Origin of the sequence: uncultured Sphingomonas sp., from assembly GCF_913777625.1 — a bacterium.
Lineage (GTDB): Bacteria > Pseudomonadota > Alphaproteobacteria > Sphingomonadales > Sphingomonadaceae > Sphingomonas.
The window spans coordinates 25,052-50,945 of record NZ_CAJYTI010000010.1; the positions used below are offsets into that span (position 1 = coordinate 25,052).

The following is a 25,894-nucleotide window of genomic DNA, read 5'->3' on the forward strand; positions in this document are numbered from 1 at the left end:
GCGCCTGATCGCCTGCTGTCTCCTGGCTTCCCTGACCGCCGGCACGGCGGCCGCGCAACAGCGGCCGACGATGACGGACGCCGATTATAGCCGCGCCGTGCACCAGCTGGCGCCCTGGACGGTGCCGCTGGTCGATCATGCGGTGCGCGCAGCGCATTGGGTCGACGCGCGGCGCTTCTGGTATGTCGATACCGATCACGGCGTGCCGACGATCATGCTGGTCGATGCGGCCAAGGGCAGCAAGGCACCCGCCTTCGATACCAAGGCGCTGCTGGCATCGCTCAACGCGGCGGGGTTCAGGGTGCAGGACGCGACGAAGCTGTACGTCGCCGATTTCGCGCCGGATTTCGCCAGCAACAGCGCGGTCCTCAATGTCGGCGGCAAGCGCTACACCTGCGCGATGGTCCAGCCTTATGGCTGCAAGGAATCGGCGACACCCAGCGCCGGGCACATCGCCGGCTATCTGGCCCAGCAGGGCCCGGCCGATGCGGTGCTCTCGCCCGACGGCACCCGCGCGGCCTTTGTGCGCAACTGGAACCTGTGGGTGCGGGACATGCGCACCGGCGCGGAGCGGCAGCTGACCACCGACGGCGTCAAGGATTTCGGCTACGCGACGGACAATGCCGGCTGGAAGCATTCGGACCAGGCGATCGTGATCTGGTCGCCGGACTCGAAGAAGCTGGCGACCTTCCAGCAGGACCAGCGCGCGGTGGCGGACTTTTCCACCACCACGACGCAGGTCGGCCATTCGAAGGTCGACACGTGGAAATACCCGTTCGTCGGCGACAAGGAGATCATCCAGATCCAGCGCGTCATCGTCGATGTCGACGCAGGCCAGGTCATCCGGCTGAAGATGCCGGCGGAACCGCACCGCTCGTCGCTGTGCGACGACGTGGTGTGCGGCGAGGGCCCGCAGGACATGCAATGGGCGAAGGATGCCAAGACGCTCGCCTTCGTGTCGACCTCGCGCGACCACAAGGTGGAGACGGTGCGCATCGCCGACGCGGCCAGCGGTGCGGTGCGCGACGTGTTTACCGAGACCGTGCCGACCTGGTTCGACAGCGGCTATAACGACGAGGGGATCAACTGGCGCTATCTGTCCGAGCGCGGCGAGATCCTGTGGTGGTCGCAGCGCGACGACTGGGGCCATTATTATCTCTACAACGCCGCCACCGGCAAGCTCGTGCGGCAGGTGACCCAGGGCCCGTGGAACGTCGACCATCCGGTCTATATCGACGAGCGCAGCGGCAAGATGCTGGTGGCGGGCGTCGGTCGGGAGCCGGGCACCGATCCCTATTACCGCAGCATCTATGCGGTCGATCTGAAGGGCGGGGCGCCGAAGCTGCTGACCCCCGAAAAGCAGGACCATATCGCGATCCCCTCAAGCGATGGGCGCTACTTCGTCGACATCTACTCGACCCCGCAAGCGCCGCAGACCGCGGTGCTGCGCCGCGCCGACGGATCGGTCGTCCAGCAGTTGGCGAAGGGCGACGCGACGCGGCTGCAGGCGGCGGGTTGGCAGGCGCCGGAGAGCATCGCCGTCCAGTGCAGCGACGGCAAGACGCTGTGCCACGGCTTGTTGTTCAAGCCGGCGGGGCTCGATCCGCAGCGCAAATATCCGGTGATCGACTATGTCTATCCGGGCCCGTTCATGGGGACGATCCCCTCGCGGCAGTTCGCCGCGGCGCAGGGCGATGCGGGCGCGCTGGCGCAGCTGGGCTTCGCCGTGGTCGAGATCGACGCGCTGGGCACGCCGCGCCGCTCCAAGACCTTCCAGGACTATTATTACCGCGACATGGGCAAGCAGGCCGTGCCCGACCAGAAGAGCGGCATCGAGGATCTGGGCAAGCGCTACGCCTGGCTCGACCTCGACCGGGTCGGCATCTGGGGCCATTCGGGCGGCGGCAATGCCACCGCGACCGCGATGTTCCTCTATCCGGACTTCTTCAAGGTCGGGATCGCCGAGAGCGGCAACCACGACAACCGCAACTATGAGGACGACTTCTACGAGAAGTATCTCGGCCTGCTCGAGCGCCAAGGCGACAAGAGCAACTACGACCTGCAGGCGAACCAGGACCTCGCCAAGAACCTGAAGGGCAAGCTGCTGCTCGCGCACGGCATGCTCGACGACAATGTGCCGGTGTCGTCGACGCTGCTGGTGGTCGATGCGCTGGAGAAGGCGAACAAGGATTTCGACCTCGTCCTCTTCCCGCGCGCGCACCACGGCTATGGCGACCAGTCCTTCTACATGATGCGGCGCCGCTGGGATTATTTCGTCGAGAATCTGATGGGGGCGACGCCGCCCAAGGAATACCGGATCGAGCGCGCGGCCAACTGAAGCCTCGCCGGATACCCGCTACCGTGGATCCCGGACCGCGACACGCGTCGCGGTCCGGGACACGCCGTCGAAAACGGCATTTTGACGCCGCCGCGCTTCCTCCTATGCTGCACCGCATCGCTTCCGGGGGGACTCCGCCATGCAGTTCGATACGCCGCACCTCATCCAATATGGCATCACCGCGCTTGTCGTCGGGCTGATCCTCGCGCTGCGCATCCGGCGGATGTCGAAGGCTCGGCCGCTCACCCTCGAGCGATTGTGGATCGTGCCGACGCTCTATGCGGTGCTGGTCGGGGCGTTGCTCGTGCAGGGGCCGCCGAGCCTCGGCGGCTGGGGGCTGTGCGCCGCGGCCCTGGCGGTCGGCGCGGGGCTGGGATGGCAGCGGGGCAAGCTGATGCACCTCTCGGTCGATCCCGCCACCCACCAGCTCAACCAGAAGGCGTCGTGGGGGGGGCTCCTGTTCATCGTCGTGCTGATCGCGGTGCGCATGGTCGGCAAGGCCGAGGGGTCGGCGCTGCACCTCAACGTGCTGCTGCTCACCCAGGCGTTCGGGGTGATGGCGCTGGGGCTGTTCAGCGCGATGCGGGTGGAAATGTACCTGCGGGGCAAGCGCCTGCTCGCCCAGGCGCGCGCCGCCGCATGAGCGACGGGCGCGAGCGCAGCTGGCTGGCGCCGCCCGAAGGGGTGCGCCGCCACGCGCCGGCGACGCTGCGCAACCGCGCACCGATCGCCACGATCCTGGCGCAGCTGCTGCCCGAGGCCGGGCGGGTACTCGAAGTGGCGAGCGGCAGCGGCGAGCATTGCGCCTATTTCGCCGAGCATTTCCCCAAGCTCGAATGGCAGCCCAGCGATCCCGATCCGGATGCGCTCGCTTCGATCGCGGCGTGGTGCGACGGGCTGGGCAATGTCCGCCCGCCGGTGGCGCTGGATGCGGCGGCGGCAGCGGCCTGGCCGGTCGCCCATGCCGATGCGCTGCTTTGCGTCAACATGGTCCATATCAGCCCCTGGGCGGCGACGCTCGGGCTGATGGCCGGGGCGGGGCGGCTGCTGCCGCCGGGCGGGCCGCTGATCCTCTACGGCCCCTATCGCGAGGCGGGCGTGCCCACCGCACCGTCCAATGAGGCATTCGACCAGTCGCTCCGTGCGCGCAATCCGGCCTGGGGGTTGCGGCTGCTGGACGAGGTGATCGCGGCCGCGGCGGCGCAGGGCCTGGTGTTCGAGCGGCGGGTGGCGATGCCCGCCAACAACCTCATAGTGGCGTTTCGGCGTAGCTAGCCTGGCCGCGGGCCAGCTTCTGCTCGCGATAGACGATGTAGAGGCCGCTGGCGATGATCACCGGCGCGCCGAGCCAGGTCGAGAAGGTCGGCAGCACGCCGAACAGCAGCCAGCCATAGAGCGTCGCCCAGAGCAGCCCCGAATAGTCCATCGGCACCACGGCCGAGACCGGCGCAAAGCGCATCGCGCCGGTCAGCGCCAGCTGGCCGACGCCGCCGACCAGCCCGGTGGCGATCAGGATCGCCCAGGTCTCGGCATCGTGCGGCTTGTAATGGAATGCATAGATCGCGCCGAGCACCGGCACCGACAGCAGCGAGAACCAGAACACCGTGGTCCCGGCGCTTTCGGTCTTGCCGATCTGGCGCAGCGTGATCGCGACGATGGCGACGAACAGCGCCGCCATCAGCCCGACGAACGCGCCGAAGATCGGGATGGTCTCCTGCCCGGGCTGGACGACGATCAGCACGCCGACAAAGCCCAGGATCACCGCGCCCCAGCGGTGCCAGCCGGTCGGCTCGCCGAGCAGCAGCGCGCCGAGCAGCGTTGCGAAGATGGGGACGGTGAACTGGAAGGTCTGCGCCTCGGCGAGCGGCAGCAGGATCACCGCGCCGAAGGTGAAGATCATGCCGGTCAGCCCCACTGCGGTGCGCCAGACATGCGCGCCGAACCGGGCGGTCTTGAGCGACTTCAGGCCCGGGCCCATCGCCACCCACAAGGTGACCAGCGGCACCGCCCAGAGCTGGCGATGGAACATCGTCTCGATCAGCGAGGCGCCGCGCAGCTCCGACATCTTGATGAGCGCCGACATGGTCGACATGCAGGCAATGGCGAAGAGGCGGAGCGCCAGGCCGGTGGCGATGCGATCGGGACGGGCGTCGGGCACAAGGCGACGGTTAGGGGCAGGGCAGGCGGGCGGCAAGTCGTTTTGTCGTTCCGGTGTCGGCGGTTATTCCGCGGTGCAGCAGTCGACGGTTGCCCGGCCGGGGAATATCCCGTAACCGTTCGCAAGAGCCACGGCCAAAGGCAAAGGACGCACAAGAAACGCGATTTTCTGCTGCAACCTTTTCTTTCCCTATGGTTTGAAGCGGGCCGCGACGGGTGGCCGGGCTGCTTTGTTTCGCTAACCGGAGCCGATCCGACCGATGCTTCACGTGATCCTGACGCGTTTCAACATCGCCAGCCCGGGACGCGAGGTGGCGATCCGCAACTCGCCGGGCTGGCTGGATCGCCGGTTCGGCCTGTTCGAGCAATTCTGCCTGCCGAGCATCGCGGGCCAGACCGAGCGCGACTTCCACTGGCTGATCTATTTCGACAAGGACACGCCCGCCGAGTTCCGCGAACGGATCGAGCGCGATCGCCAGATCTACAATTTCACCCCGCGCTACGTAGGGCTCTTCGACAAGGCGATGATCGCCGAGGACGTGCGCGCGCTGGCGGTGCCGGGCGAGCAGCTGATCGTCACCACCCGCCTCGACAATGACGATGCGCTGTCGAGCGATTTCGTCGCACGGGTGCAGGCTGCCGCGGTCGACGCCCCGACGCAGACGGTGCTGAACTTCCCCCAGGGCATCGCGATGCGGGGTGGCCGGCTGTATACCGCCAGCGATCACAGCAGTCCGTTCACCTCGCTGGTCGAGCGCGACCTGGCGGGCATCGAGACGATCTGGGCCAAGTCGCACCACGAGCTTGGCGAGAAATGGACGATCCGCCAGGTGCCGAGCAAGCCGCTGTGGCTGCAGGTGGTGCATGGCGAGAATGTGACCAACCGGATCAAGGGCAAGCTGGTCTCGGACGTCGAGATCATCGACTCGTTCAAGATCCGCGGCGACGTCGCGGCGAAGCCGGCCTCGGCGGGCACGGTGCTCTGGGACCATGTCGTACTGTCGCCGATCCGCCGGTTCCGCGAGGCCGGCATCCGGCTGATCAAGCCGATCGTGGTGCGGTTGCGCGATCGGTAACGCGTCGTTTGCGGTGCAAGATGGTTTACGCGGTTGCGCGCGATCGCCTATGATCGCCGCAACCGGTTCTTCAGGGGATTATCATGTCGGTCGGTGCAGATACTTCGGACTTCTTCTTCTTCACGCGGGAGAAGCTGTATGCGCTCGCGGACGAATATCACGACCGCTTCCTGAACGCCGAGCCCTATGAGCATGTCGCGATCGACAATTTCCTGCCCGACGACGTGGCGCGGCGGCTCGCGGAGGCCTTCCCGAAGCTCGACGATATCAACTGGCGGCTGGAAGGGCCGGGGGACAGCGCGCACAGCGGCGATCGCAAGATCGAGAAGGTGACGACCTCGGACGAGGAGCAGTTCCCGCCGCTCGTCCGCCTGATGATGATGCAGTTCCAGTCGGGGATCTTCTGCAACTTCCTCGACCGGCTGAGCGGCCACAAGCATCTGCTGCCGGATCCCAACCATTATGGTTGCGGCCTGCACTCGACCGGCTCGGGCGGGCGACTGATGCTGCACATCGACGCCTCGCGTCACCCGAACAAGAAGCTAAGCCAGCAGATCAACTGCATCTATTACTGCACGCCGGACTGGCAGGCGGAGTGGGGCGGCGACCTCGAGCTGTGGGACGAGGACGCGACCAAGTGCGTTTCCAGCATCACGCCCAAGTTCAATCGCCTGGCGATCTTCCGCGTCTCGGGCAAGTCGTGGCACGGCCAGCCCTTCCCGCTGAAGACGCCGCCGAACGTCCGCCGCAATTCGCTAGCGCTCTATTACTACAGCGCGGAGGAGGATACCGAGGGTCTCGGCTATTCGAACTTCGTGCGCTGGAAGGCGGTCTCGGAGCATGACAAGCGCACGCCGCTGCACCGGGTGAAAGGCCTGATCCGCGACTATGCGCCGACCCCGGTGATCAACGGCCTCGCCAAATTCGCCCGCAAGACGGGGCTGAACTTCAAGCGCTGATGGGGCTGTTCTCGCGCTTTGCCGCCGCGCCGCCGGAATCGCCCTGTCGCAAGGTCTGCCGCCTCGACATGGAGATCCGGCTGTGCCTGGGATGCTGGCGGACGCCGAAGGAAATCGCCGGCTGGAGCGAGCTGAGCACCAAGGAAAAGCGCGCGGTGCTCGCGGCATTGCCGGCACGCGAACGGGAGCATGGCGGGGGGCGCTGAGGCCCCCCGTTCCGTATCAGCCGAGCAGGCGATCCAGCACGACGTTCAGCGAATCCTGCCAGGCCGGGGCGCGGTAGCCAAAGGTCTCGGCGAAGCGGGTGCAGTCCAGCCGCGAATTGGCCGGGCGCTTGGCCGGGGTCGGATAGTCCGAGCTGGGGATGCCCGTCACCGTCGCCGAGGGGCCGCCGCGCTTGGCGCTCTCGGCGAAGATCGCCCGGGCGAACTCGGCCCAGTTGGTCTCGCCGGTGCCCGCGAAGTGGTAGAGGCCGCTGGTCGCGCCATGCTGCTGCCAGTGCCCGGCCACCGTCAGGATCGCGGTGGCGATGTCGAGCGCGGAGCTCGGGCAGCCCCACTGATCCTCGACCACGTTCAGCGCGTCGCGGGTCTCGGCGAGGCGCAGCATCGTCTTTACGAAGTTGTTGCCGAACGGGCTGTAGACCCAGGCCAGCCGGATCACGGCGTTAGTCGCACCCGAGGCCTGTACCGCCTGCTCGCCGGCCAGCTTGGTGGCGCCATAGACGCCGAGCGGGCCGGTGGGGTCGTCCTCGCGCCAGGGGCGGTCGAGGCTGCCGTCGAAGACATAGTCGGTCGACAGATGGATGATCGGCGCACCGATCTTCGCGCCCGCGCGCGCGAGCACGCCGGGGCCGTCGCCGTTGATCGCCATGGCGAGCTCGGGTTCGCTCTCGGACTTGTCCACGGCCGTATAGGCTGCGGCCGACACGATCAGCTCGGGCTGGATCTTCGCCACCGCGGCCTCGATCGTCTCCGGCTTGGAAAGATCGAACTCGGGATAGCTGGTGAAGATCAGCTCGTGGCCCTGCGCCTGTTCGCCCAGCGACTGGGCGACCTGGCCGTCATGCCCGGTGACGAGGATACGCATCAGGCGGTCTGCCCGAGGCGTTCGCCGGCATATTTGCCGGAGCGGATGGGCCCCCACCACCATTCATTCTCGAGATACCAGTCGATCGTCGCGGCGATGCCGGTGTCGAAATTCTCCTCGGCCTTCCAGCCCAGTTCGGTCTCGAGCTTGGTCGCGTCGATCGCATAGCGGCGGTCATGGCCGGGGCGATCGGTGACGAAGGTGATCAGCTCGCGGCGCTTGCGGCCGTCCTTCAGCGGGATGCGCTGGTCGAGCAGGTCGCAGATCGTCTCGACGACCTGAAGGTTGGTCCGCTCGTTGCGGCCGCCGACATTGTAGCTCTGGCCGACCTTGCCGGTGGTGGCGATGGTCGCCAGCGCCTTGGCGTGATCGTCCACGTACAGCCAGTCGCGGATGTTCTCGCCCTTGCCATAGACCGGCAGCGGCTTGCCCTCGAGCGCGTTGAGGATGGTCAGCGGGATCAGCTTTTCGGGGAAGTGGAACGGCCCGTAATTGTTCGAGCAGTTCGACAGCACCACCGGCAGGCCATAGGTATGGCCCCAGGCGCGGACCAGATGGTCGCTCGCCGCCTTCGACGCCGAATAGGGCGAGGAGGGGTCATAGGGCGTCTCTTCGGTGAAGATGCCGCTGTCGAACGGCAGGTCGCCGAACACTTCGTCGGTGGAGATGTGGTGGAAGCGGAAGGCGTCGCGCTTCTCGCCTTCCAGCTCGCGCCAATATTGCAGCGCCGACTGGAGCAGCTTGAACGTGCCGACGACATTGGTCTCGATGAACTCGCCCGGGCCGTCGATCGAGCGATCGACATGGCTCTCGGCGGCGAGGTGCATCACCACATCGACCTGCTCTTCGCGGAGCAGCGGCAGGATCGTCGCGGTGTCGGCGATGTCGGCATGGACGAAGCGATAGTTGGGGGCGTTCTCGATCGCGGTCAGCGACGCCGGGTTGCCGGCATAGGTGAGCTTGTCGAGATTGATGACGCGCGCGCCCTGTCGGACGAGATGGCGCACGACGGCCGAGCCGATGAAGCCGGCGCCGCCGGTGACGAGGAAGGTCTGCTGCTGCATGGATCAGCCCTGGTAGAAGAAGGGGGTGTTGAACTCGGCGAACGGCGTGGCGACCGCGTCCTTCTCGGACAGCACCGGCTCGACGCCGATGTCCGGCCAGGTGATGCCAAGATCGGGATCGTCCCAGCGGATCGCCATTTCCGAATCCTTCGAATATTTGGCGCTGACCTTGTAGAGGATCTCGCAATCCGGAACGAGCGTCATGAAGCCGTGCGCATAGCCGGCGGGCACCAGCAGCTGGTTCCACTTCTCCGCCGAGAGCTCGACGCCGACCCATTTGCCATAGGTGGGCGAGCCGCGGCGGATGTCGACCGCGACGTCATAGATCGCGCCGCGCAGCACGCGGACCAGCTTCGCCTGCGCGAAGGGCGGGGCCTGGAGATGCAGGCCGCGGATCGTGCCGGGCTGGGCGGAAAAGCTCTGATTGTCCTGCACCCAGCGCGCCTCGACGCCTTCGGCATCGAGCGTGGACTGCTTGAACACCTCGGAGAAGAAGCCCCGATGGTCGCCATATTTGGGCGGCGTGAACTCGATGACGCCGGACAATTCGTGGTGATGAACCTGGGTCATGCGGCGGCCACCAGCTTGCGGAGATAGGACGCATAGCCGGTCTTGCCGAGGCCGGCGGCGCGCTTGAGCAGATCCTCGGCGCCGAGCCAGCCGGATTCGAAGGCGACCTCCTCCGGGCAGGCAATCTTCACGCCCGTGCGGTGCTCCAGGGTGCGAACGAACGAGCCGGCTTCGTGAAGGCTGTCATGCGTGCCAGTGTCGAGCCAGGCATAGCCGCGGCCGAGCCGGGTGATGTGAAGGTCGCCGCGCTCCATGTAGACGCGATTGACGTCGGTGATTTCGAGCTCGCCGCGCGCGGAAGGCTGGATCGACCTGGCGATGTCCACCACGTCCTTGTCGTAGAAATAGAGGCCGGTGATCGCCCAGTTCGACTTGGGATTGGCCGGCTTTTCCTCGACACTGGTGGCGACGCCCGTCTCCGGGTCGAACGCGACCACGCCGTAGCGCTCGGGATCGTCGACATGATAGGCGAACACATTGGCGCCGCCCTGCGATGCCTGTGCGGCGGCCGCATGGCAGCGCTCGCCCATCTTATCGCCGTGATAGATGTTGTCGCCCAGGATCAGCGCGCTGGGATCGTTGCCGACGAAGTCGGCGCCGATGATGAACGCTTCCGCCAGCCCGTTGGGCGCAGGCTGCTCGGCATAGCTGAGGCTGATGCCGAAGGCCGAGCCGTCGCCGAGCAGCGCCTGGAACATCGGCAGGTCGCGCGGCGTCGAGATGATCAGAATGTCCCGGATCCCGGTCAGCATCAGCACCGACAGGGGGTAGAAGATCATCGGCTTGTCATAGACGGGAAGCAGCTGCTTCGAGATCGACAGCGTTGCGGGGTAGAGGCGTGTGCCGCTGCCCCCCGCAAGGATGATGCCCTTCATTCAAAATTCCCCATGGCGCGGGCGGCGCCCGCAACTACTCTAAAACGACAAATGCGGAAGCAAGGTGATTGTCAATCCGAATCGGGGCCTTCAGCGAGAACTGCTATCGGCCCGGCTCAAAAGGCGTTGGAATGCACGATCACCCGCAGCGTCTTGAACAGGATGGTGACGTCGCGCCAGATATCCCAGCCGTCGATATATTCCATGTCTGCCTGCAGCCGGTTTGTCAGGTCGACGCGGCGATCGGTCGCGCCGCGGAAGCCGCGGACCTGGGCTAGCCCGGTCATGCCCGGCTTCAGCGTGTGGCGATGCCAGTAGCGCTCGTCGATTTCCCAGAAATAGTGATCGGCAGCGCGCGATCCCAGCGCGTGGGGGCGCGGGCCGACCACGCTCATGTCGCCGCGCAGCACGTTGAGCAGCTGCGGTAGCTCGTCGATGCTGGTCTTGCGGATGAAGCGGCCGATCCGGGTGATGCGATCGTCGTCGCGGCTGGCCGAGACATTGCCGTCGGCATCGCACAGCGCCTGGCGCATCGAGCGGAACTTGAGAATCTTGAACAGCCGGTTGCCGCGGCCGACCCGGTCCTGGGCGAACAGCACCGGGCCGGGCGTCTCGAGCTTGATCGCGAGCGCGACGAGCAGCATCAGCGGCGCCAGCGCGATCAGCGCCGGGATCGTGATCGCCAGGTCGAGCGCCCGCTTCTTGGCGCGATTGGGCATGCTCAGCGGGCCCTGCGAGACGATCAGCGTATCCTTGCCCTCATAGGCATCGACGCCGATCGCGCCGAGCGCGTTGAACTGGGGCACCAGGATCTCGCCCTTGATGTTCATGCCCTTGAGCAGCAGCGCCCAGACCGCGCGCTGTTCCTCGGTGCAGGCGACGATCACGCGATCGAAGCCGACCACCGTCGTGCCCAGCCGCTGCAGCATCTGCGGGTCGCGCGGGTTGGGGGAGAGGTTGATGATGCGCGCGTCGAGCGCCACCGCATCGCCGGCGATCTCCAGCGACACCCCATCGACGATGACGAGTTCGTCCAGCAGCGTGCCGCCGGTCATCGCCCGCACATGGCGGCGGAAGCCGAGCCGGCCGATCGTCACCAGGCTGAGCGCGAGCAACGCGCCTTCGGCCAGCTGGACGCGGGACAGCGGCAGCTCGGCCGTCAGCAGATAGCTGCCGAGCAGGACGACGAACACCGAGAAGAAGAAGGCGGAGAAGATGCTCTTCACCCCGCTGACCGGGTAGCGCAGGCAGCTGAGCGTATAGGTGCCGCTGGCAAGCGCCGTGCCGAGCGTGATCGGCAGAAGGAAGAAGCCCACGTTGACGCCGACGAGCGACAGCCAGTTGCCGTCGCGCGAGCAGGCGGCGACGTAGAACCCAAGTAGAATTGCGATGCTGTCGAGCAGCAGCAATTCGGAGTACAGCACCATGCGGAGGGTGGAGCGACGCAGCATCGGCACGGCGCTGGGGGACTGGCGCGCATGTGCCCGGAGTTGCTCCTCGAAGGCGCGCTGAGCTTCAAAAGCGTTCATGGCCTTGTCCGGGTCCTTCAACGGAGTACGCACGCTGACAATGGCCGATTCGGCCTGCTGCACTGCACTATAACGGGACGATTTTTTTCCCGAAAGTCGGTGAAGCGACCAGAGCGGTCTTTTTCGAGACGAGTTTCAGTGAAGGCCACGTTCAGTTCGCCCGATCCGCACGCGGAGGATGTGAGGAAGGAACGCGCGCCATGATCTCTACACCCCCTAGGATATTGTCTGATTATTGCCATGGTGACAAATTGTGGCGAGCACGCGCCCGTTATGCTGATCGCGCCGAAGCAATCAAGCCCCGCAGGCGTGCATGTCCTGCCCGGTGCATGTAGCCCTCGCAAATGCAGCATGCATATGTGCGAAGTTCTTCCATGCTTGTTGCATTGCAACTAACGAGCGCCATCAACGTTCCGCCATCCCATACCGATTTGCGTCGCATCCCCATCATAGCGGGGAATGCTTTAAAGGGGGCTAAAGGCCGTTGCGGCGTTCGGCGCAGCGACGGCAGCGCAACCGGCGGCTACGTACAAGCCACAGGAAAATCTGGCTTAAGCGAGTCTTTACCGACCTTCTTCATCATGACCGCCATCCAGTAGCGCCATGGAGGCAGAGTTCCGGAATGACACGCGACGAAATGCAGGCCCAGCTGCAGGGCGCGTTCGCCGCGCAGGCGGCGGTCGAGCGCGAGGCCGAGCTGCGCGAATCCGGGCTGGCGGCGCTGTCGCTGCTGCTCGGCGTGCACAATATCGGCATCACCCCCGAACAGCTGCGTCACATGCTGGGCCATGCCGAGGCGGCGAGCATCGATGACCTGATCCTGCTGGCCAAGCGCCAGCAGGGCGTGCGGGCCAAGGCGGTGGAGGTGCCGCGCGGCGGCCTTGCCCGCCAGCCGCTGCCCGCGATCGCCGACGGCCCCGAAGGCTGGTTCGTCATCGGCGGCCTCACCGAACATGGCGTGATCATCCAGCGCCCGGGCCATGCACCCGAGCAGGTCGACCGCGAGGGGCTCGATGCGCTCTGGTCGGGCACGCTGGTGCTGCTCACCACCCGCGCGGTGGCGGGGCAGCCGCTCCGCTTCGGCCTGTCCTGGTTCGCCGCCCAGTTCCAGCGCTATCGCAAGCTGTTCGTCGAAGTGCTGGGGATCACCCTGGCGCTCAACCTGCTCGGCCTCGCCGCGCCGCTGCTCTTCCAGAGCGTGATCGACAAGGTGCTCGTGCACAACAGCATGAGCACGCTCAGCGTGCTCGCCGTGGCCTTCCTGGCGGTATCGCTCTGGGAAGTGGCGCTTGGCTGGATCCGCACGCGGCTGTTCACCGAGACGACGCAGAAGATCGACGTCGAGCTGGGTGCGCGGCTGTTCCACCATCTGCTGGCCCTCCCGCTCAGCTATTTCGAGAAGCGCCGGGTGGGCGACACCGTCACCCGCGTCCGCCAGCTCGAGACGATCCGCGAGTTCCTCACCAACGCCTCGCTGACGGTGATGGTCGATCCGCTGTTCACCGTCGTCTTCCTCGGCGCGATGCTGTTCTACTCGCCGATGCTGTTCGGGATCGTTGTCCTCTCGCTCATCGCCTATGCGCTGGTCTCGTTCAGCGTCGCCGGCCCCTTGCGTGCCCGCGTCGAGGACAAGTTCGAAAAGAGCTCGGCCAGCAACGCGCTGCTCGTCGAGAGTGTCTCGGGCATCCACACGATCAAGGCCACCGCGGTCGAACCGCACTGGCAGAATCGCTGGGAGCGCCAGCTCGCCGCCTATACCGCCTCGTCGCAGCGGCTGATCAACACCGCCAATACCGGCAGCCAGGCGATCGAGCTGATCTCGAAGCTGAGCTTCGCCGCCATCCTGTTCTTCGGCGCCAAGGCGGTGATCGGCGGCGCGATGAGCGTCGGTGCGCTGGTCGCGTTCAACATGTTCGCCCAGCGCGTTGCCAGCCCGGTGATCCGGATGGCGCAGCTGTGGCAGGACTTCCAGCAGGTCCGCATCGCGATCGAGCGGCTGGGCGACGTGCTCAACCATCCGGTCGAGCCGCGCTCCGCCTCGGCGGCGACGCTGCCGGTGCTGCGCGGCGCGATCCGCTTCGAGAACATCACCTTCCGCTATGCGCCGGACCAGCCGCCGGTGCTGAGCGACATCACCCTCGACATCCCGGCCGGGACCTCGCTCGGCATCGTCGGCTCCTCGGGCTCGGGCAAGTCGACGCTGGCCAAGCTGCTCCAGCGCCTGAACACCCCCGATCTCGGCCGCGTGCTGGTCGACGAGGTCGACGTGGCGCAGCTCGATCCGGCCTGGCTGCGGCGCCAGATCGGCGTGGTGCTGCAGGAGAATCTGCTGTTCAGCCGCTCGATCCGCGAGAATATCGCGCTGTCCAACCCGGCCATGCCGTTCGAACATGTCGTGGCCGCCGCCCAGATGGCCGGCGCGCACGACTTCATCCTGCGCCAGCCGCGCGGCTACGACACCGAGATCGTCGAGCGCGGCGTCAACCTGTCGGGCGGCCAGCGCCAGCGGCTCGCCATCGCCCGCGCGCTGGTCGGCAATCCGCGCATCCTGGTGTTCGACGAGGCGACCTCGGCGCTCGATGCCGAAAGCGAGGAGCTGATCCAGAACAACCTGCGCGCCATCTCGGCAGGCCGAACGGTGGTGATCATCGCCCACCGCCTGTCCGCGGTCCGCGCCTGCGACCGCATCATCACGCTGGAGCAGGGCCGCATCGTCGAGAGCGGCCGGCACGACGAACTGCTGCGCCTGGGCGGCCGCTATGCCGACCTGCACCGCCGCCAGAGCGGCTTTGGGGAGATTGCCGCATGAACGCCGTCGTTTCGCTGGGCCGCGGCGGCCCGCTCGCTCGCAAGCGCGGCACGGTGCTGCCCGCGCGCGCCGATGCCTATGACACCGAATTCCTCCCCGCCGCGCTCGAGATCATCGAGCGGCCGGTATCGCCCACCGCGCGGCTGACCGGCCGGGTGATGCTGGCGGGTCTCGTCCTCACCACCGCCTGGCTGGCAATCGGCCGGGTCGAGGTGGTGGCACCGACCCAGGGGCGCATCGCGCCGATCGGCGAGACCAAGATCGTCCAGTCGCCCGAAAGCGGCATCGTCCGCCGCATCCTGGTGGGCGAGGGGCAGAAGGTGACCAAGGGCCAGGTGCTGATCACGCTGGATCCCACCATGTCGGCAGCGGACGCGGCGCAGGCGCGGGTCGCGCTGCTCAGCGCCCAGCTCGATGCCGCGCGCAACCAGGCGATCATCGACGCGCTCGACGGCAAGGGCTTCCGCTTCGTCGCCCCCGCCGCCGCCAGCCCCGCCGAGGTGGAGACGCACCGCGGTCTCGCCCGCGCCCGGCTCGGCCAGATCGAGGCGATGCTCGCCACCGGTCGCTCGGACAGCGGCGCCGCCGCCTCGGCCTCGGCGGAGGCGCAGGCGCAGGTGCGCAAGCTCGAACAGTCGCTGCCGCTGCTCGAACAGCAGATTTCGGCGAACGAGGCGATGGCCGCCAAGGGCTATGTCTCCAAGCTGCGCGTCGTCGAGATGCGCCGCCAGCTGATCGCCGAGCGGCAGGACCTCACCGCCGCCCGCGCGACGGTCGCCAAGCTCGGCCAGCAGTCGCGCAGCGCCAGCAGCATGTCGGTCAAGACCCGCGAGGAGGCCCGTGCCCAGGTGCTGCAGGATCTGGTGAAGGCGCAGGACGAGGTCCGCGCCCGCAGCGAGGAAGTCGCCAAGGCAAACCTGCGCAGCTCGTTCCGCGAACTGCGCGCGCCGGTCAGCGGCACCGTTTCGCAGCTCCAGGTGCATACCGAGGGTGGCGTGGTGGAAGGCGCCAAGCCGCTCTTGTCGCTGGTGCCGGACCATGCCCGGCTCGAGGCCGAGGTGATGGTCGACAACAGCGATATCGGCTTCGTCCGCACCGGCATGCCGGTGAAGGTGAAGCTCCAGGCCTTTCCCTACACGCGCTATGGCATGATCCCGGGCACCGTGGTGGCCCTCGCGCCGGAGGCGGTGCAGGTGAAGGAAGGCCAGCCGCCGGTCTACAAGGCGCGGATCGCGCTGGACCGCGGCTATGTGCTGGCCAATGGCACGCAGGTGCCGCTGCGGCCGGGCATGATCGCCAGTGCCGACATCGTCACCGGCAAGCGGACGTTGCTGAGCTATCTCGTCGGCCCGATGCTCGAAACCGGCAGCGACGCGCTGCACGAGCGCTGAACCCGGGCAAGCCACGAGAAGGAGAGGGAAGGGGCGGCGGCCAACGCCGCCCCTTTTTCGTTGGGGGCTTTTCGTCGGCTCCCTTTTCGTCGACCCTTGTCGGGTGCGTCGCGCCGGGGGCGGCGCGCCGGGCTCAGGCCCGGTGGCCGAGCGCCTCGGTAACCCCGTTGCCGAGCAGCGGGCGCAGCACGCGCGGGTCGAGCGTCTTGACCAGCTCGCGCGCGAAATCGAGATTGGCGTTGAGGCCGTCTTCGGCCTCGGGGGTCACCGTCGAGATGCGCACCAGCACGCCGTCGACGATCCAGCCCTGGATCTGGCTCTTCAGTCGCGCGAGCAGCTGCTGGTTGCCGTTCTGCGGCAGATATTCGCCGACCCGGGTCCAGTAGAGGATCTGCTCGGTACGGTTGAAGTTGCTGGCGGTGAGCGCGCGGCCGGGGATCGACACCTGCGGCGTCACCGGGATCGTCTGCTCATGGCTTTCCACCACGGTGAAGCCGAAGAACGGGTAGCACACCTCCGGCCGGTGCAGCTGCAGCAGGTCGGTCTGGGCGTTGCCATAGGCGATCAGCAGCATCACCTGGGCGCCGTCGGCGCGCGAGAAGGCGCGGCTGACCACCTGGTTGTACAGCTTGTCCTCCAGGCTGCCCTCGCGCGCGGGCGCGATCAGCGAGCCGGTGTCCTCGGCCTTCCAGGCGCCGAACGCCTTGGGCATCAGCGCATCGAGCTTGGTCTTGCCGAGCAGGTCCATCCGCCGATGCGGCTTCATGCCGAGCGAAGCGCCGGCGGCCGCGAAGCAGCCCGCGCCGATCAGCAGGTCACGCCGGTTGAACATGGGGCCTCCGACGCATGAGAAGAAGCTGCTCGACCACCCAGTCGATCGCGAAGATGCAGAGCAGCGCGACCACGAACATCACCATGCCGGTCGAGACGTGGAGGAAGCTCTGTGCCGCCTCGTCGCCGAAATGATAGGTGATCAGCACCAGGATGATGATGCGCAGGATGTTGGTCACCACTGCCACCGGGATCACCAGCGCGGCGATGAACGCGGCGTAGCGCCACGACGGCTTGTTCTTGATGTAGATGTACAGGAGCGTCACGACGACCAGGCTGGACAGCGAGCGCAGCCCCGAACAGGCATCCTCGACCAGCAGCTGATAGGGGCCGACGAACAGCGTCACGCCCTGGCGCAGGATCGGATAATCGGCCCAGGAGAGCAGGCCGGTCGCGGCATAGGAGACGAACTCCTTGAGCGGCGCGGTGACGCGGTCGATTACCCAGCCCGGCGGCGGTACCAGGAAGAACAGCCACAGCACCGGGAACCACGCGGCGCGCAGCACGCGGGCGCCGAAATAGAGATAGGCGACGACCAGATAGGTGGCGACCAGCCCGAAGGTTTCGACGCTGATGAAGTCGAACACCCGGCCGACCATGTAGAAGGCGAGCGTCGCCAGCAGGCACAGCGCGCCGAGCAGCACGCTGCCCGGGCGGCGCAGCGCCTCGATCGTCTCGCGCTGGCGGGCGAGCATCCACGCACCGGTGGCGAGCACGATCGGGCCCTGCACGCCACCTTCCGCACTCCAGACCTCACGGCCCAGGGTGATGAAGGTCGGGATGGTGAGTGCGGCAAGCCCGGCCACCGTGAGCCAGTAGCCGCCACCTTTCCGGTCCTGCTGCCGCGCGATCGCGGTCGCCGTCATGTGGTCCAACTCAATAGCCGTTCAGAACGCATCCGATGACGTTGGTACGATCCGCCCGCAAGGTGCGGCTGAGCGTGTTCACGTCGCGGATGTAGCTGGAGTCCTTGCGCGCGACGATGATCGCATAACCGGCGACGTGCGCGACACGCTGCGCATCGGCGCAGGTGTTGGAAGCGGTGGTGTCGAAGATCGTGATGTCGAACTCGCGCAGCAGCTGCGTGGCGAGATCGTGGAACTGCTCGGAGGCGAGCAGCTCCTGCGGGCTGTGCTCGACATGCCCGGCCGGGATGATCGACAGCTGATCGAGGCGGGTGGCATGGATGATCGACGCGAGGTCGACATCGCCCGAGGCGAGATAGTCCGCCAGGCCCGGCTTGTCGGCGGCGACGCCGAAGGCGGTGCCGATGCTCGGGTCGCGCAGATTGGCGTCGACCAGCGCGGTCTTCACGCCGATCTGCGCCAGCGCGGTCGCCAGGTTGACGGCGGTGAAGCTGCAGCCCGACCCGGCCGAGGCGGCACAGATGGCGAGGGCGCGACGGCCCTCGCGCAGATGCTGGGTCATGATGCGGGTGCGCAGTGCTCGGATCGCCTCGGCCTCGATGCCGGTCGGGTCCGAGAGCACGAGCTGATATTCGAGGACGCCGACGGTATCGGGCGTCGTGGGTACCGCGCTCGGGCGATCGCCTTCGGGCAGCGGTTCGCTGGTCATCGCGTCCATCAGTTTACTGAAGCTCCGTGCGTGTCGGCACCTTCGCCGAGGGTTTCTTGGGCGCGGCGAAGGCGGGCGGCCAGCGAGGCGCGGCTCTGGATCACGCCCAGCACCGGCGCGTCGATCGCCACTTCCAGATCCTCGGGGCTGCGGACGCGGCGGCCGAGCAGCTCGACGAGCAGGGCGATCAGCAGGCCGAGGCCGAGGCCGAAGCCGGCGGCGCCGCCGATGATCATCGGCACCTTGGGGTAATAGGGCGTTTCCGGCGCCGTCGCTTCGCTGAGCGTCGACATGCCATTGTCGTTGCTGCTCGCTTCCAGTCGCAGGTCGGCGACGCGCTGCGCGGCCTTCATGTACTGATCCTGCTTCAGCGTGACGTCACGCTGGAGCTGCATCAGCTTGTCGACGTCCTGGCGGTTGCCGAGGACGCGGGCGCGCTGGGCGTTGGCCGCGCTCTCGATCGCGCCGCGGCCGGGGCCGGCGACGCCGTTCACCTGCGAGCGCTCTGCGGCGGCTGCCTTGGCGAACACCTCGCGCTGGCGCTGCAGCGCCTGGAACGCCGGGTGGTTCGGGCCGAGATTCGTCGCCGCCTGCTGGATCTGCTGGTCGATCTGGGCGAGCTGCATCTGCGCGGGGCCCATGCCGCTGGCCGCGGCCGCGACCACCGGTGCGGCGGCGGCGGTAGTCTGGCCCTGGAGCTGCTCGAGCTTCTGGGTTTCGAGGTCGGTGCCGGTCTCGGTGAGGACGATACCGGTCTTCTTCACGAAGTCCGTGCGGGCCTGCACCGCGGCGGCGAGCGCCTGGCGGGCGGCATCGGCCTGCTGGGCGTACCAGTCCGCCGACTTGGTGGCGGCCTGGCGCTTCGCGGCGAGCGACTGGGCGAGGAACGAGGTGCGGATCAGGTTGGCGATGCGTTCGGCGCGCTCGGGCGAGCTGTCCGAATAGGAGATTTCGAGGATGTTGCTCCCCTCCATCACATCGGCCTTGGTGTTGTCGATGATCTGCTTGGCGAGCCAGCGGCGGATATCACCGGTGGCCGCCGCGGACGAGCTGTTGAACGCGGCGATGTTGGCCGGATCATTGGCCCAGCCGAGTTCGTCGACGACGCGACCCGCGGTCGCATAATCCTCGATCAGCTGCGTCTGCGTTTCGACATAGGCGCGCATGAACTGCGAGCTCATCACCTGGCCGGTGACGGGATCGGGCTTGAACGTCTCGAGCACCACCCGGGTGCTCGCCTTGTAGCGCTCGGGCAGGAACTGGACCACGATCGTGGCGGTGGCGACGCAGACGAGGAACGCCGGGAGGATGATCCACCGGCGCACCCAGAGAATGCGGAAGAACTGAACAATATTCACTGGTGGGCCTCGTCCGCTGCCATCATTGCCAAGATCAGAACAATCGCTCGCCGATGACGATCGTGTCGCCCGGAAGAATCGGATCGTCCAGCTTCAACTTGAGTTCCTTGCCATCCCGCGTCACCTTCACGCGCTTGATCGAGCCTGCGGCGGCGAGACCGCCGCCCTGGGCCAGCGCGCGACGGAGCGTGATGTCCGATCGAATCGCGTATACGCCAGGCGCGTTAATTTGGCCATAAATGTAGTAATGCTCGACCTCGGGGACGAAGATCTTGTCGCCGGGGGTCACCACGGGATCGTCATTCGGGCCGCCCTGGGCCAGTTTCTTGTAGTCGAGCTTGGCGCTGGTGCCGTCGGCGCGGGTGAGGACGACGAAGTCCGCCGCTTCGCCGCGCAGGCCGCCGGCGCGGGCAATGACCTCGGAGACGTGGTAGCCACGATCGACCGGCTGGAGGCCGGAGGTATTCACCTGGCCGAGCACGGTCACATAGTTGCTGACGAAGCCGACGATCTCCACGCTGACGATCGGCTTGGCGTAATAGCCGCCGGCGCGCAGCAGGCCCGCCAGCTTCTCGGCGAGCGTGATCGCGGTCTCGCCCTTGACCTGCACCGCGCCCAGATAGGGCAGGGTCACGGTGCCGTCGGCCTGGACGCGGGCGCGCGTCTTGAAATCGCTCTGGCCGAGCACGTCGGCTTCGATCACGTCGTCGACGCCGATCTTGTACCCGGCCGGGGCGGTTGCCGCCGGGGCGACCGTCGCCGTTTGTGCAGGCGCACCCGCGGCGGGCGTGGACGGCGCCTGGGTCTGCTGCTGCTGCTGCTGTGCCGTCGGAGCGGCGGGGCGCGCGCGCGCCGGGGCGGGCACCGACCGGGTGGGAATCTGCGCGGCCGCCGGTGCCGCCAGCGCGACGATGCCGGCGAGCGCCGAAACGATCAGGAAGCTATTCTTTTCGTGCATGATACGGCCCTTGTCAGAGCGACAGCGAAGTCGAGAGATTGATACGTTTGGCGCGGTACTGGAACAGCTGGGCGGTGGTCGTGCGCCGATCATAGCCCGCGCCGAGGGTGAAGCTTAATCGGCGATTGGGTTTGAACGTCGCGTTACCATAAATGGACGTCGACACATCGTTGCCGGCAATCGGCGCGCCCGGGAAGAGCGGCGACGATGCCAGCTCCCGCCAGGTGCGGTTGGCCTGCACCGTGAGCTGGATGCGTTCGGACAGCTTGCGGGTGACCGATCCGGACAGCGTCGTCACGATCTCATAGCCCACGAACAGGATCGCCGAGGGCTGGGCGGTGCGCGAGCCGGTGATCTGCACATTGTACAGATCGGCCGAATACGCGGCGGACAGATCGAAGCCGATGCCGCTGAAGCTGCGGGTCGACGCAAGCTTGGGATCGACCTTGGTGTAGTTCACCGAGCCGCGGAAGTTGAGCCGGTTGGCGACCGAGCGCTCGAGCTGGACGCCCGCCGCATAGCTCTTGATGCCGTCCTGGCCACCGACGACCGGCACCACGCGGTGAATATATTTGCTGTCCGACATGCGCCCGAACAGCGCCACCGTCCCCAGCGAGGGCGAGGTGAGGCCGAGCTGGCCCGACACCGAGTTGGTGTCGGCATCGGCATAGCGGCGCTGGGCAAGGCTGTTGCGCAGTTCGGTATGGGTGAACGACACCGCCGGGCGGAGGCCATATTCGGCGCCGCAGCCGACATCGGCCGTGTAGTTGCGGGCCTGTTCGGTATTGTTGAACGCGTTCGTCGTGTCTTGCACGGCGATGCTCGACAGGTCGCTGAGCTGGCGCTGGTAGCTCACCTCGCCATGCACGACGCACGGCCCGAGCCGCTGGTCCGCACCGCCCGTCAGCGAAATCGCCTCGCGGTTGAGATTGGTGTACCGCTTGTAGAAGCGGTAGCCGGCGGTGCCGACCAGATAGACCGAGCCGGTGGCGCGGGGCAGCACGATGTTGACGTCGATCGAGGGGGCCGCGAGCGCGTCGCCGCGCGAGCCGCCCTGGCTGATCCGCGGATCGTTCAGCACCACATTGTCGTTATATTCGAGCAGCGTCGTCGCGCGGATATCGATCTGGCGCTCGCCGCCGCTCGGACGCGCGGCAAATGGCCGACGCTGCGCGATCGCCGGCTGGATCGTAGCGGCCGTCACCAGCAGCGCAATCATCGGATACGTGCGCGCGAGCGGGCCGGCAAGGCGTCGTTTTTCGGCCTGTCGAACGTGAATTACTGGCACAAATGTCCCCCCGGTTCCGCGCTTCATTACCAATGGCCTCCAGTACAAGCAACCAGATCGAACGATGCCATGCGGCACTCTTTCCCTCTATGGGAACATTCTCCTATACGGTTGTGCTGCGCGGCGGTGCGTGCGCGATCAACGGCGGGCCGACCTTCATTTTTTTTGCAGTCGGGCGTTTTAACGACCTTTTATCACGCGGTGCGGTATCTAGCGAATGGCGCGTCGCGCTGCTAGTGCAAGGGGTGGCGACGCCGGAAGTTCTTCGATTCAGGCGCCGAATAGAAAGGAAATGCATGCAGACGCCCTATGATTGGGTGACCATCGCGATATTCGCGGGCCTGATCGTGATCTTCTTGCAGCGGTCCCAGGCCGATTCGGTAGTACGGGACACGATGATCAGCTATTTGCCGCCGGCGGTGGGCTGTGCCGTGGCAAATTATCTGGGGAACGAGAACTATCACGCGTTCGCGATCATTACGATCGTCCTGGTACTGGCGTATATCGCACTGGTCATCAAACCGTACGAGTTCTTTAAGCGCCGCTGAGTAGAGGTGTCGGTGCACGAGGGGGGCGCCGTCGGGCGCGAGCCAGGGTCCGCCGTCTTCCGCGATGGCGCACGATTTTAAGAGGTGTTCGAGTGGCTGTAGGTTCCGCGCTAAAGTTCTTGTGGCCGTTCGGTCGTCGGGAAGTGCCCGAAGAGGACGGCTATTACCCGCTGGCGGCAACGGTGGTGCCGCACCGTGACGCGCATGGCGGCCGCGGGCGCCCCGACTTCCCGACCTTCCGCGCCTCGGCGCTGGACCGGCCGCTCGATCGCCGCCGCGAGGAACGGCGCGAGATCACCCGTGCCCGGTTCGCGCTCGCGACCTTCTTCACGCCGACCCAGCCGGTTGCCGATCGGTCGAGCTTCGCCGGGCGCCTGGGCGTGCTGGCGCGGCTGATCTCGGCGATCGAGAGCCAGCGCAGCCATATCGTGCTCTATGGCGAGCGCGGCATCGGCAAGACCTCGCTGCTCCACGTCCTGACCGACGTTGCGCGCGAATCCAGCTATATCGTCAGCTACGCGACCTGCGGCGCGAACGCCAATTTCAGCGACGTCTTCCGCGCGGTCCTGCAGGACGTGCCGCTGCTGTTCCACCGCGGCGTCGCGCCCAATGCGGGTGAGGCGGAAAGCGGCGGCAGCCTCGCCGACCGCCTCCCCTCGGGCAGCTTCGGCCCGGGCGAGCTGGCCGATCTGTGCACGGACATCACCGGCACCCGCGTGCTGATCATCCTCGACGAATATGATCGCGTGACCGACGTCACCTTCCGCCAGCAGGTCGCCGAACTGGTCAAGAACCTGTCGGACCGCTCGGCCCGCGTCCAGCTGGTGATCGCGGGCGTGGCCTCGAACCTGCAGGAGTTGATCGGCTACGCGCCGTCGATCCGCCGCAACATCATCGGCCTGCCGATGCCGCGGCTGGAAGAGGCGGAAGTGCAGGAGATGATCGGCCTCGGCGAGACCGCCTCGGGCGTTCGCTTCGATCCGAACCTCACCCGCATCATCCACCTGCTCGCGCTGGGCTCGCCCTATTTCGCGCGGCTGCTGTGCCACCATTCGGCGCTGGAGGCGCTCGATCAGGGACGCCTCACCGTCGATGCCGGCCACCTGCGCCGCGCGCTCGACCAGGCGATCCTCGAGATCGAGGGCCGGATGCCGCCGCGCGCGGTGACGGAGATGCGCAAGTTCGTCGGCGGCCGCTACGATCCGCTCGTTGCCGCGCTGGGCGAGGCGTCGCGTTCGGCCGACGGCTGGTTCAGCGGCCAGGCCGTGGTCGACCTGCTGCCGGGATCCTCGATTACCGCCGCGCAGATCGAGCAGGAACTCGGCGCGCTGGCGGGCCAGCTGAGCCTGGAAACCGACGCGCAGGACGGCGAACGCCGCTTCCGCTTCACCGACGATACGCTGCCGGTCTATCTGTGGCTGATGGTCGGCCGCCTGCGGCTCGACAGCGGCACGCTGGAAGACGCGCTGGCGCTGGTCTGATCGTCGCGGTGCGGGGCGGCGGCGGCAGGCCCGTCGCCCCGTGGCGCCCGATCGGGCGCGTTCAGACCGGACGGCCGAGCAGCTGGAGCAGCCCGGCCCCGCCCCGCCAGAAGCGAAGCCGCACCAGCGTGGCGAGTGCGCGGGCCCGCGACCCTCGCGTCCCGGGCGTGCGCAGGATCTTGGCGGCATCGGCCGGAATCAGCGCGGGCTGCAGTACCGAACGCGCCAGCCAGCGCAGTCGCCCGCGCGGGCGCTCGAGATGGAACAGGAACAGCTCGCGCTGGATGCGCCGCGTCTTGACGAGCAGCGTTGTCCAGTCCGGACGGGGCGGGTGCCCCACCGACGCCTCGGGGGCATAGTCGATCGTCAGTCCCATGCCGATCGCGCGGTGGCACCATTCCATGTCCTCGGACACGCCGGTGCGGAAGCCGCCGACCCGCGCGAAATCGGCGCGCATCACGAACAGGTTGGCGGTGACGGTGAAGTGAGTGCGGCGCACATAGCCTTCATTGTCGAAGGCCAGCGCCATCTCCAGCGCCTCGGCGCCGCTCAGCCGTCCCTCGGGCTTCAGCACATACATATGGCCGCCGACGAACCGGCCGGGCGCGACGTGCGCGACGCCGCCGGCCAGCCAGCCGGGCTCGACCACGCAGTCGCTGTCGGTGAAGGCGAGGATCTCGCCGCGCGCTTCCGCCGCCGCGCCGTTGCGCGCGGGCCCCGCGCCCTTTTCGAGCACGGTCACGATCCGGGCGCGGCCCGCCACTGCGGCCTCCACTGCGGCGAGCCCGCAGGGCGAGTTGTTGTCGCCGACGATGATCTCGAACGCGTCGCGGCCGACCGTCTGGCGCTCCAGCGCGTCGAGGCACTGCCGCAGCGCCTGCGGATCGTTGTAGTGCGGGATGACGACGCTGATCCGCGGGGCGCTCATCGCTTGGCGCTCCACTGCGCCAGCAGTTCGCGCAGCCGGGCGGCGAGCGCGGTATGGTCGGTGGTCGCCAGCTGCGGCTCGGTCGCCTTGGCGGCTGCCACCGCGGCGCCGAGCTGGCGCTCGTCGCGCACCGCCTGGAGCAGGCCCCTGTCGGCGAAGGTCTGGGCGATCTCTTCCTGGTGATCGTCATAATGCTCGCCCAGGTCGTGGCGGCGCGGGAAGGCGACGACGCGGCAGCCGGCACGCAGCGCGGTGACCAGCGAGCCGGTGCCGCCGTGGCAGATCACCATGTCCGCGTCGCGCAGCAGCAGCTGGAGATCGTCGAACGGGATGGTCCGACGAATCTCGACGTCGGGGATGCCGGGGTCGGGCAGGTCCTGGTCGCCATATTGCAGCACCAGCTTGCCCGGCAGGCCCCCGGCGCGCTTGAGGTCGAGCACCGCCTGCACCAGCCGCGGGAAGGGCAGGGTGGCGCCGACCGTGGCGAAGGTGAGCGGCTGCTTGGGCGGGCGGGGGGTGTCGAGCAGGCGGAACGGATCGAACAGTTCCGCATCCGGCCAGGTCTGCTTGAGCGCCGCGGACTGGACGATCGTCACCGTGGCGATGCCCTTGACCATCTTGCCGAAGGCCGAGGGGTGATCGAAGCGGGCGAAGCTCTCGATATGGACGAACTTGGCGCCCGACAGCTTGGCGAGCAGCGCGGTGAAATAGACCGCGCCGGCGCCGGTGGAGATCACCACATCGGGCTTGTGCCGGCGCAGGATCGACAGGCTCTGGCGCAGGTTGCGCCAGGCACCGCCGAGCATGCGCAGCGGGTGGCCGAGCTTGGCCTGGCCGAGGGCGTAATGTTCGACCAGCTCGACCGGGTGTTTCTCGGCAAGGCTGCGGCCCAGCGCCGTATCTTCGGTAACGAAGAAATATTCATGTTCGCGCCACACCGACTCCAGGTCGAGGATTTGCCGGAGATGGCCACCGCCTGAAGCGGCGAGACACATTTTCAACGGCTTGATGGCCGTTGTCTCCATCGCGGTCGCGTCTGCCATGCCATTCCCTTGATCCTGCACGTCCCT

At 67.2% G+C, this 25,894-nt stretch carries 25 protein-coding genes; 11 read left to right on the forward strand and 14 right to left on the reverse strand.

Annotated elements, in window-relative coordinates:
* Positions 1-70 precede the first annotated feature (70 nt).
* The 3 genes from QZ814_RS05245 to QZ814_RS05255 all read left to right on the forward strand — a co-directional run bounded on the left by QZ814_RS05245 (position 71) and on the right by QZ814_RS05255 (position 3,613).
* Positions 71-2,338 (forward strand): DPP IV N-terminal domain-containing protein, encoded by a 2,268-nt coding sequence (locus tag QZ814_RS05245; RefSeq protein ID WP_294330030.1) that lies wholly within the window; start codon positions 71-73, stop codon positions 2,336-2,338.
* Between the two features lie 139 nt (positions 2,339-2,477).
* Positions 2,478-2,981, forward strand: coding sequence for a CcdC protein domain-containing protein (locus QZ814_RS05250; RefSeq protein ID WP_294330031.1), 504 nt, complete (start codon positions 2,478-2,480; stop codon positions 2,979-2,981).
* On the forward strand, positions 2,978-3,613 hold the full coding sequence (locus QZ814_RS05255; RefSeq protein ID WP_294330032.1) for a DUF938 domain-containing protein: 636 nt from the start codon (positions 2,978-2,980) through the stop codon (positions 3,611-3,613). The genes QZ814_RS05250 and QZ814_RS05255 overlap by 4 nt, the downstream gene beginning before the upstream one ends.
* Here QZ814_RS05255 and QZ814_RS05260 read toward each other — a convergent pair.
* Positions 3,588-4,496 carry a DMT family transporter gene (locus tag QZ814_RS05260; protein ID WP_294330033.1) on the reverse strand — a complete coding sequence of 303 codons (909 nt, stop codon included), beginning with the start codon at positions 4,494-4,496 and terminating at the stop codon, positions 3,588-3,590. The genes QZ814_RS05255 and QZ814_RS05260 overlap by 26 nt on opposite strands.
* Before the next feature lie 268 nt (positions 4,497-4,764).
* On the opposite strand from QZ814_RS05260, the gene QZ814_RS05265 reads away from it, so the two are divergent.
* The 3 genes from QZ814_RS05265 to QZ814_RS05275 all read left to right on the forward strand — a co-directional run bounded on the left by QZ814_RS05265 (position 4,765) and on the right by QZ814_RS05275 (position 6,736).
* A complete protein-coding gene (locus QZ814_RS05265) occupies positions 4,765-5,571 on the forward strand; it encodes a glycosyltransferase (RefSeq protein ID WP_294330034.1) in 807 nt (268 codons plus the stop codon).
* 83 nt (positions 5,572-5,654) lie between these two features.
* On the forward strand, positions 5,655-6,530 hold the full coding sequence (locus QZ814_RS05270; protein ID WP_294330035.1) for a 2OG-Fe(II) oxygenase: 876 nt from the start codon (positions 5,655-5,657) through the stop codon (positions 6,528-6,530).
* The gene (locus tag QZ814_RS05275; RefSeq protein ID WP_294330036.1) at positions 6,530-6,736 is read left to right on the forward strand and encodes a DUF1289 domain-containing protein; all 207 of its coding nucleotides are present in this window, start codon (positions 6,530-6,532) and stop codon (positions 6,734-6,736) included. The genes QZ814_RS05270 and QZ814_RS05275 overlap by 1 nt, the downstream gene beginning before the upstream one ends.
* 16 nt (positions 6,737-6,752) lie before the next feature.
* Here QZ814_RS05275 and rfbD read toward each other — a convergent pair whose 3' ends face one another.
* The 5 genes from rfbD to QZ814_RS05300 form a co-directional block, all read right to left on the reverse strand.
* Positions 6,753-7,619: a dTDP-4-dehydrorhamnose reductase gene (rfbD, locus tag QZ814_RS05280; RefSeq protein WP_294330037.1), complete on the reverse strand. Its 867-nt coding sequence runs from the start codon at positions 7,617-7,619 to the stop codon at positions 6,753-6,755.
* On the reverse strand, positions 7,619-8,683 hold the full coding sequence (rfbB, locus tag QZ814_RS05285; protein WP_294330038.1) for a dTDP-glucose 4,6-dehydratase: 1,065 nt from the start codon (positions 8,681-8,683) through the stop codon (positions 7,619-7,621). Before rfbB ends, rfbD begins: the two co-directional genes overlap by 1 nt.
* 3 nt (positions 8,684-8,686) lie before the next feature.
* Positions 8,687-9,253, reverse strand: coding sequence for a dTDP-4-dehydrorhamnose 3,5-epimerase (rfbC, locus tag QZ814_RS05290; RefSeq protein WP_294330039.1), 567 nt, complete (start codon positions 9,251-9,253; stop codon positions 8,687-8,689).
* The gene (gene rfbA / locus QZ814_RS05295; protein ID WP_294330040.1) at positions 9,250-10,128 is read right to left on the reverse strand and encodes a glucose-1-phosphate thymidylyltransferase RfbA; all 879 of its coding nucleotides are present in this window, start codon (positions 10,126-10,128) and stop codon (positions 9,250-9,252) included. Before rfbA ends, rfbC begins: the two co-directional genes overlap by 4 nt.
* 116 nt (positions 10,129-10,244) lie before the next feature.
* Entirely contained in the window at positions 10,245-11,657 is a 1,413-nt protein-coding gene (locus tag QZ814_RS05300; RefSeq protein ID WP_294330041.1) for an exopolysaccharide biosynthesis polyprenyl glycosylphosphotransferase, read from the reverse strand.
* 374 nt (positions 11,658-12,031) lie between these two features.
* On the opposite strand from QZ814_RS05300, the gene QZ814_RS05305 reads away from it, so the two are divergent.
* From QZ814_RS05305 to QZ814_RS05315, 3 genes are read left to right on the forward strand one after another with little or no spacing between them, the layout of a single operon-like run.
* Positions 12,032-12,256 (forward strand): hypothetical protein, encoded by a 225-nt coding sequence (locus QZ814_RS05305; RefSeq protein WP_294330042.1) that lies wholly within the window; start codon positions 12,032-12,034, stop codon positions 12,254-12,256.
* Positions 12,257-12,279: 23 nt separating this feature from the next.
* Positions 12,280-14,466 (forward strand): type I secretion system permease/ATPase, encoded by a 2,187-nt coding sequence (locus QZ814_RS05310; protein WP_294330043.1) that lies wholly within the window; start codon positions 12,280-12,282, stop codon positions 14,464-14,466.
* The gene (locus tag QZ814_RS05315; protein ID WP_294330044.1) at positions 14,463-15,857 is read left to right on the forward strand and encodes an HlyD family type I secretion periplasmic adaptor subunit; all 1,395 of its coding nucleotides are present in this window, start codon (positions 14,463-14,465) and stop codon (positions 15,855-15,857) included. The genes QZ814_RS05310 and QZ814_RS05315 overlap by 4 nt, the downstream gene beginning before the upstream one ends.
* Positions 15,858-15,990: 133 nt before the next feature.
* Here QZ814_RS05315 and epsI read toward each other — a convergent pair whose 3' ends face one another.
* Genes epsI through QZ814_RS05345 form a run of 6 tightly spaced genes read right to left on the reverse strand, consistent with a single transcriptional unit; the run spans position 15,991 to position 21,798 of the window.
* A complete protein-coding gene (gene epsI / locus QZ814_RS05320; protein WP_294330045.1) occupies positions 15,991-16,689 on the reverse strand; it encodes an exosortase-associated protein EpsI, V-type in 699 nt (232 codons plus the stop codon).
* Positions 16,673-17,554, reverse strand: a complete 882-nt coding sequence (xrtV, locus tag QZ814_RS05325; protein ID WP_294330046.1) for an exosortase V — start codon at positions 17,552-17,554, stop codon at positions 16,673-16,675. The genes epsI and xrtV overlap by 17 nt, the downstream gene beginning before the upstream one ends.
* A gap of 10 nt (positions 17,555-17,564) precedes the next feature.
* Positions 17,565-18,272, reverse strand: coding sequence for a CpsD/CapB family tyrosine-protein kinase (locus tag QZ814_RS05330; protein WP_294330047.1), 708 nt, complete (start codon positions 18,270-18,272; stop codon positions 17,565-17,567).
* Positions 18,272-19,621 (reverse strand): Wzz/FepE/Etk N-terminal domain-containing protein, encoded by a 1,350-nt coding sequence (locus QZ814_RS05335; RefSeq protein WP_294330048.1) that lies wholly within the window; start codon positions 19,619-19,621, stop codon positions 18,272-18,274. Before QZ814_RS05335 ends, QZ814_RS05330 begins: the two co-directional genes overlap by 1 nt.
* Before the next feature lie 34 nt (positions 19,622-19,655).
* Positions 19,656-20,579: an SLBB domain-containing protein gene (locus tag QZ814_RS05340; RefSeq protein ID WP_294330049.1), complete on the reverse strand. Its 924-nt coding sequence runs from the start codon at positions 20,577-20,579 to the stop codon at positions 19,656-19,658.
* Positions 20,580-20,592: 13 nt separating this feature from the next.
* Positions 20,593-21,798, reverse strand: a complete 1,206-nt coding sequence (locus tag QZ814_RS05345; RefSeq protein WP_294330050.1) for a gellan polysaccharide biosynthesis protein GelF — start codon at positions 21,796-21,798, stop codon at positions 20,593-20,595.
* A 101-nt stretch (positions 21,799-21,899) separates the two neighbouring features.
* Here QZ814_RS05345 and QZ814_RS19185 point away from each other — a divergent pair, with 101 nt between their 5' ends.
* Positions 21,900-22,415, forward strand: coding sequence for an XrtV sorting system accessory protein (locus QZ814_RS19185; protein ID WP_365898164.1), 516 nt, complete (start codon positions 21,900-21,902; stop codon positions 22,413-22,415).
* Positions 22,416-22,507: 92 nt separating this feature from the next.
* Complete coding sequence (locus tag QZ814_RS05355) at positions 22,508-23,896, forward strand: ATP-binding protein (RefSeq protein ID WP_294330051.1); 1,389 nt, start codon at positions 22,508-22,510, stop codon at positions 23,894-23,896.
* Positions 23,897-23,957: 61 nt separating this feature from the next.
* Here QZ814_RS05355 and QZ814_RS05360 read toward each other — a convergent pair whose 3' ends face one another.
* Positions 23,958-24,824 carry a glycosyltransferase gene (locus QZ814_RS05360; protein WP_294330052.1) on the reverse strand — a complete coding sequence of 289 codons (867 nt, stop codon included), beginning with the start codon at positions 24,822-24,824 and terminating at the stop codon, positions 23,958-23,960.
* Positions 24,821-25,867: a beta-1,4-glucuronosyltransferase WelK gene (gene welK, locus QZ814_RS05365; RefSeq protein ID WP_294330053.1), complete on the reverse strand. Its 1,047-nt coding sequence runs from the start codon at positions 25,865-25,867 to the stop codon at positions 24,821-24,823. Before welK ends, QZ814_RS05360 begins: the two co-directional genes overlap by 4 nt.
* Between the last annotated feature and the right edge of the window lie 27 nt (positions 25,868-25,894).

Excerpts from the sequence above, each read along its gene's own strand:
- rfbA (WP_294330040.1), bottom strand. The coding sequence starts at position 10,128 with ATGAAGGGCATCATCCTTGCGGGGGGCAGCGGCACACGCCTCTACCCC.
- QZ814_RS05275 (WP_294330036.1), top strand. The coding sequence starts at position 6,530 with ATGGGGCTGTTCTCGCGCTTTGCCGCCGCGCCGCCGGAATCGCCCTGT.
- xrtV (WP_294330046.1), bottom strand. The coding sequence starts at position 17,554 with ATGACGGCGACCGCGATCGCGCGGCAGCAGGACCGGAAAGGTGGCGGC.
- QZ814_RS05360 (WP_294330052.1), bottom strand. The coding sequence starts at position 24,824 with ATGAGCGCCCCGCGGATCAGCGTCGTCATCCCGCACTACAACGATCCG.
- QZ814_RS05305 (WP_294330042.1), top strand. The coding sequence starts at position 12,032 with ATGCTTGTTGCATTGCAACTAACGAGCGCCATCAACGTTCCGCCATCC.
- QZ814_RS05345 (WP_294330050.1), bottom strand. The coding sequence starts at position 21,798 with ATGATTGCGCTGCTGGTGACGGCCGCTACGATCCAGCCGGCGATCGCG.
- QZ814_RS05310 (WP_294330043.1), top strand. The coding sequence starts at position 12,280 with ATGACACGCGACGAAATGCAGGCCCAGCTGCAGGGCGCGTTCGCCGCG.
- epsI (WP_294330045.1), bottom strand. The coding sequence starts at position 16,689 with ATGTTCAACCGGCGTGACCTGCTGATCGGCGCGGGCTGCTTCGCGGCC.
- rfbD (WP_294330037.1), bottom strand. The coding sequence starts at position 7,619 with ATGCGTATCCTCGTCACCGGGCATGACGGCCAGGTCGCCCAGTCGCTG.
- QZ814_RS05250 (WP_294330031.1), top strand. The coding sequence starts at position 2,478 with ATGCAGTTCGATACGCCGCACCTCATCCAATATGGCATCACCGCGCTT.
- QZ814_RS05340 (WP_294330049.1), bottom strand. The coding sequence starts at position 20,579 with ATGCACGAAAAGAATAGCTTCCTGATCGTTTCGGCGCTCGCCGGCATC.
- QZ814_RS05315 (WP_294330044.1), top strand. The coding sequence starts at position 14,463 with ATGAACGCCGTCGTTTCGCTGGGCCGCGGCGGCCCGCTCGCTCGCAAG.
- welK (WP_294330053.1), bottom strand. The coding sequence starts at position 25,867 with ATGGCAGACGCGACCGCGATGGAGACAACGGCCATCAAGCCGTTGAAA.
- QZ814_RS05245 (WP_294330030.1), top strand. The coding sequence starts at position 71 with ATGACGGACGCCGATTATAGCCGCGCCGTGCACCAGCTGGCGCCCTGG.
- rfbB (WP_294330038.1), bottom strand. The coding sequence starts at position 8,683 with ATGCAGCAGCAGACCTTCCTCGTCACCGGCGGCGCCGGCTTCATCGGC.
- QZ814_RS19185 (WP_365898164.1), top strand. The coding sequence starts at position 21,900 with ATGGCCTCCAGTACAAGCAACCAGATCGAACGATGCCATGCGGCACTC.
- QZ814_RS05255 (WP_294330032.1), top strand. The coding sequence starts at position 2,978 with ATGAGCGACGGGCGCGAGCGCAGCTGGCTGGCGCCGCCCGAAGGGGTG.
- rfbC (WP_294330039.1), bottom strand. The coding sequence starts at position 9,253 with ATGACCCAGGTTCATCACCACGAATTGTCCGGCGTCATCGAGTTCACG.
- QZ814_RS05330 (WP_294330047.1), bottom strand. The coding sequence starts at position 18,272 with ATGGACGCGATGACCAGCGAACCGCTGCCCGAAGGCGATCGCCCGAGC.
- QZ814_RS05270 (WP_294330035.1), top strand. The coding sequence starts at position 5,655 with ATGTCGGTCGGTGCAGATACTTCGGACTTCTTCTTCTTCACGCGGGAG.
- QZ814_RS05300 (WP_294330041.1), bottom strand. The coding sequence starts at position 11,657 with ATGAACGCTTTTGAAGCTCAGCGCGCCTTCGAGGAGCAACTCCGGGCA.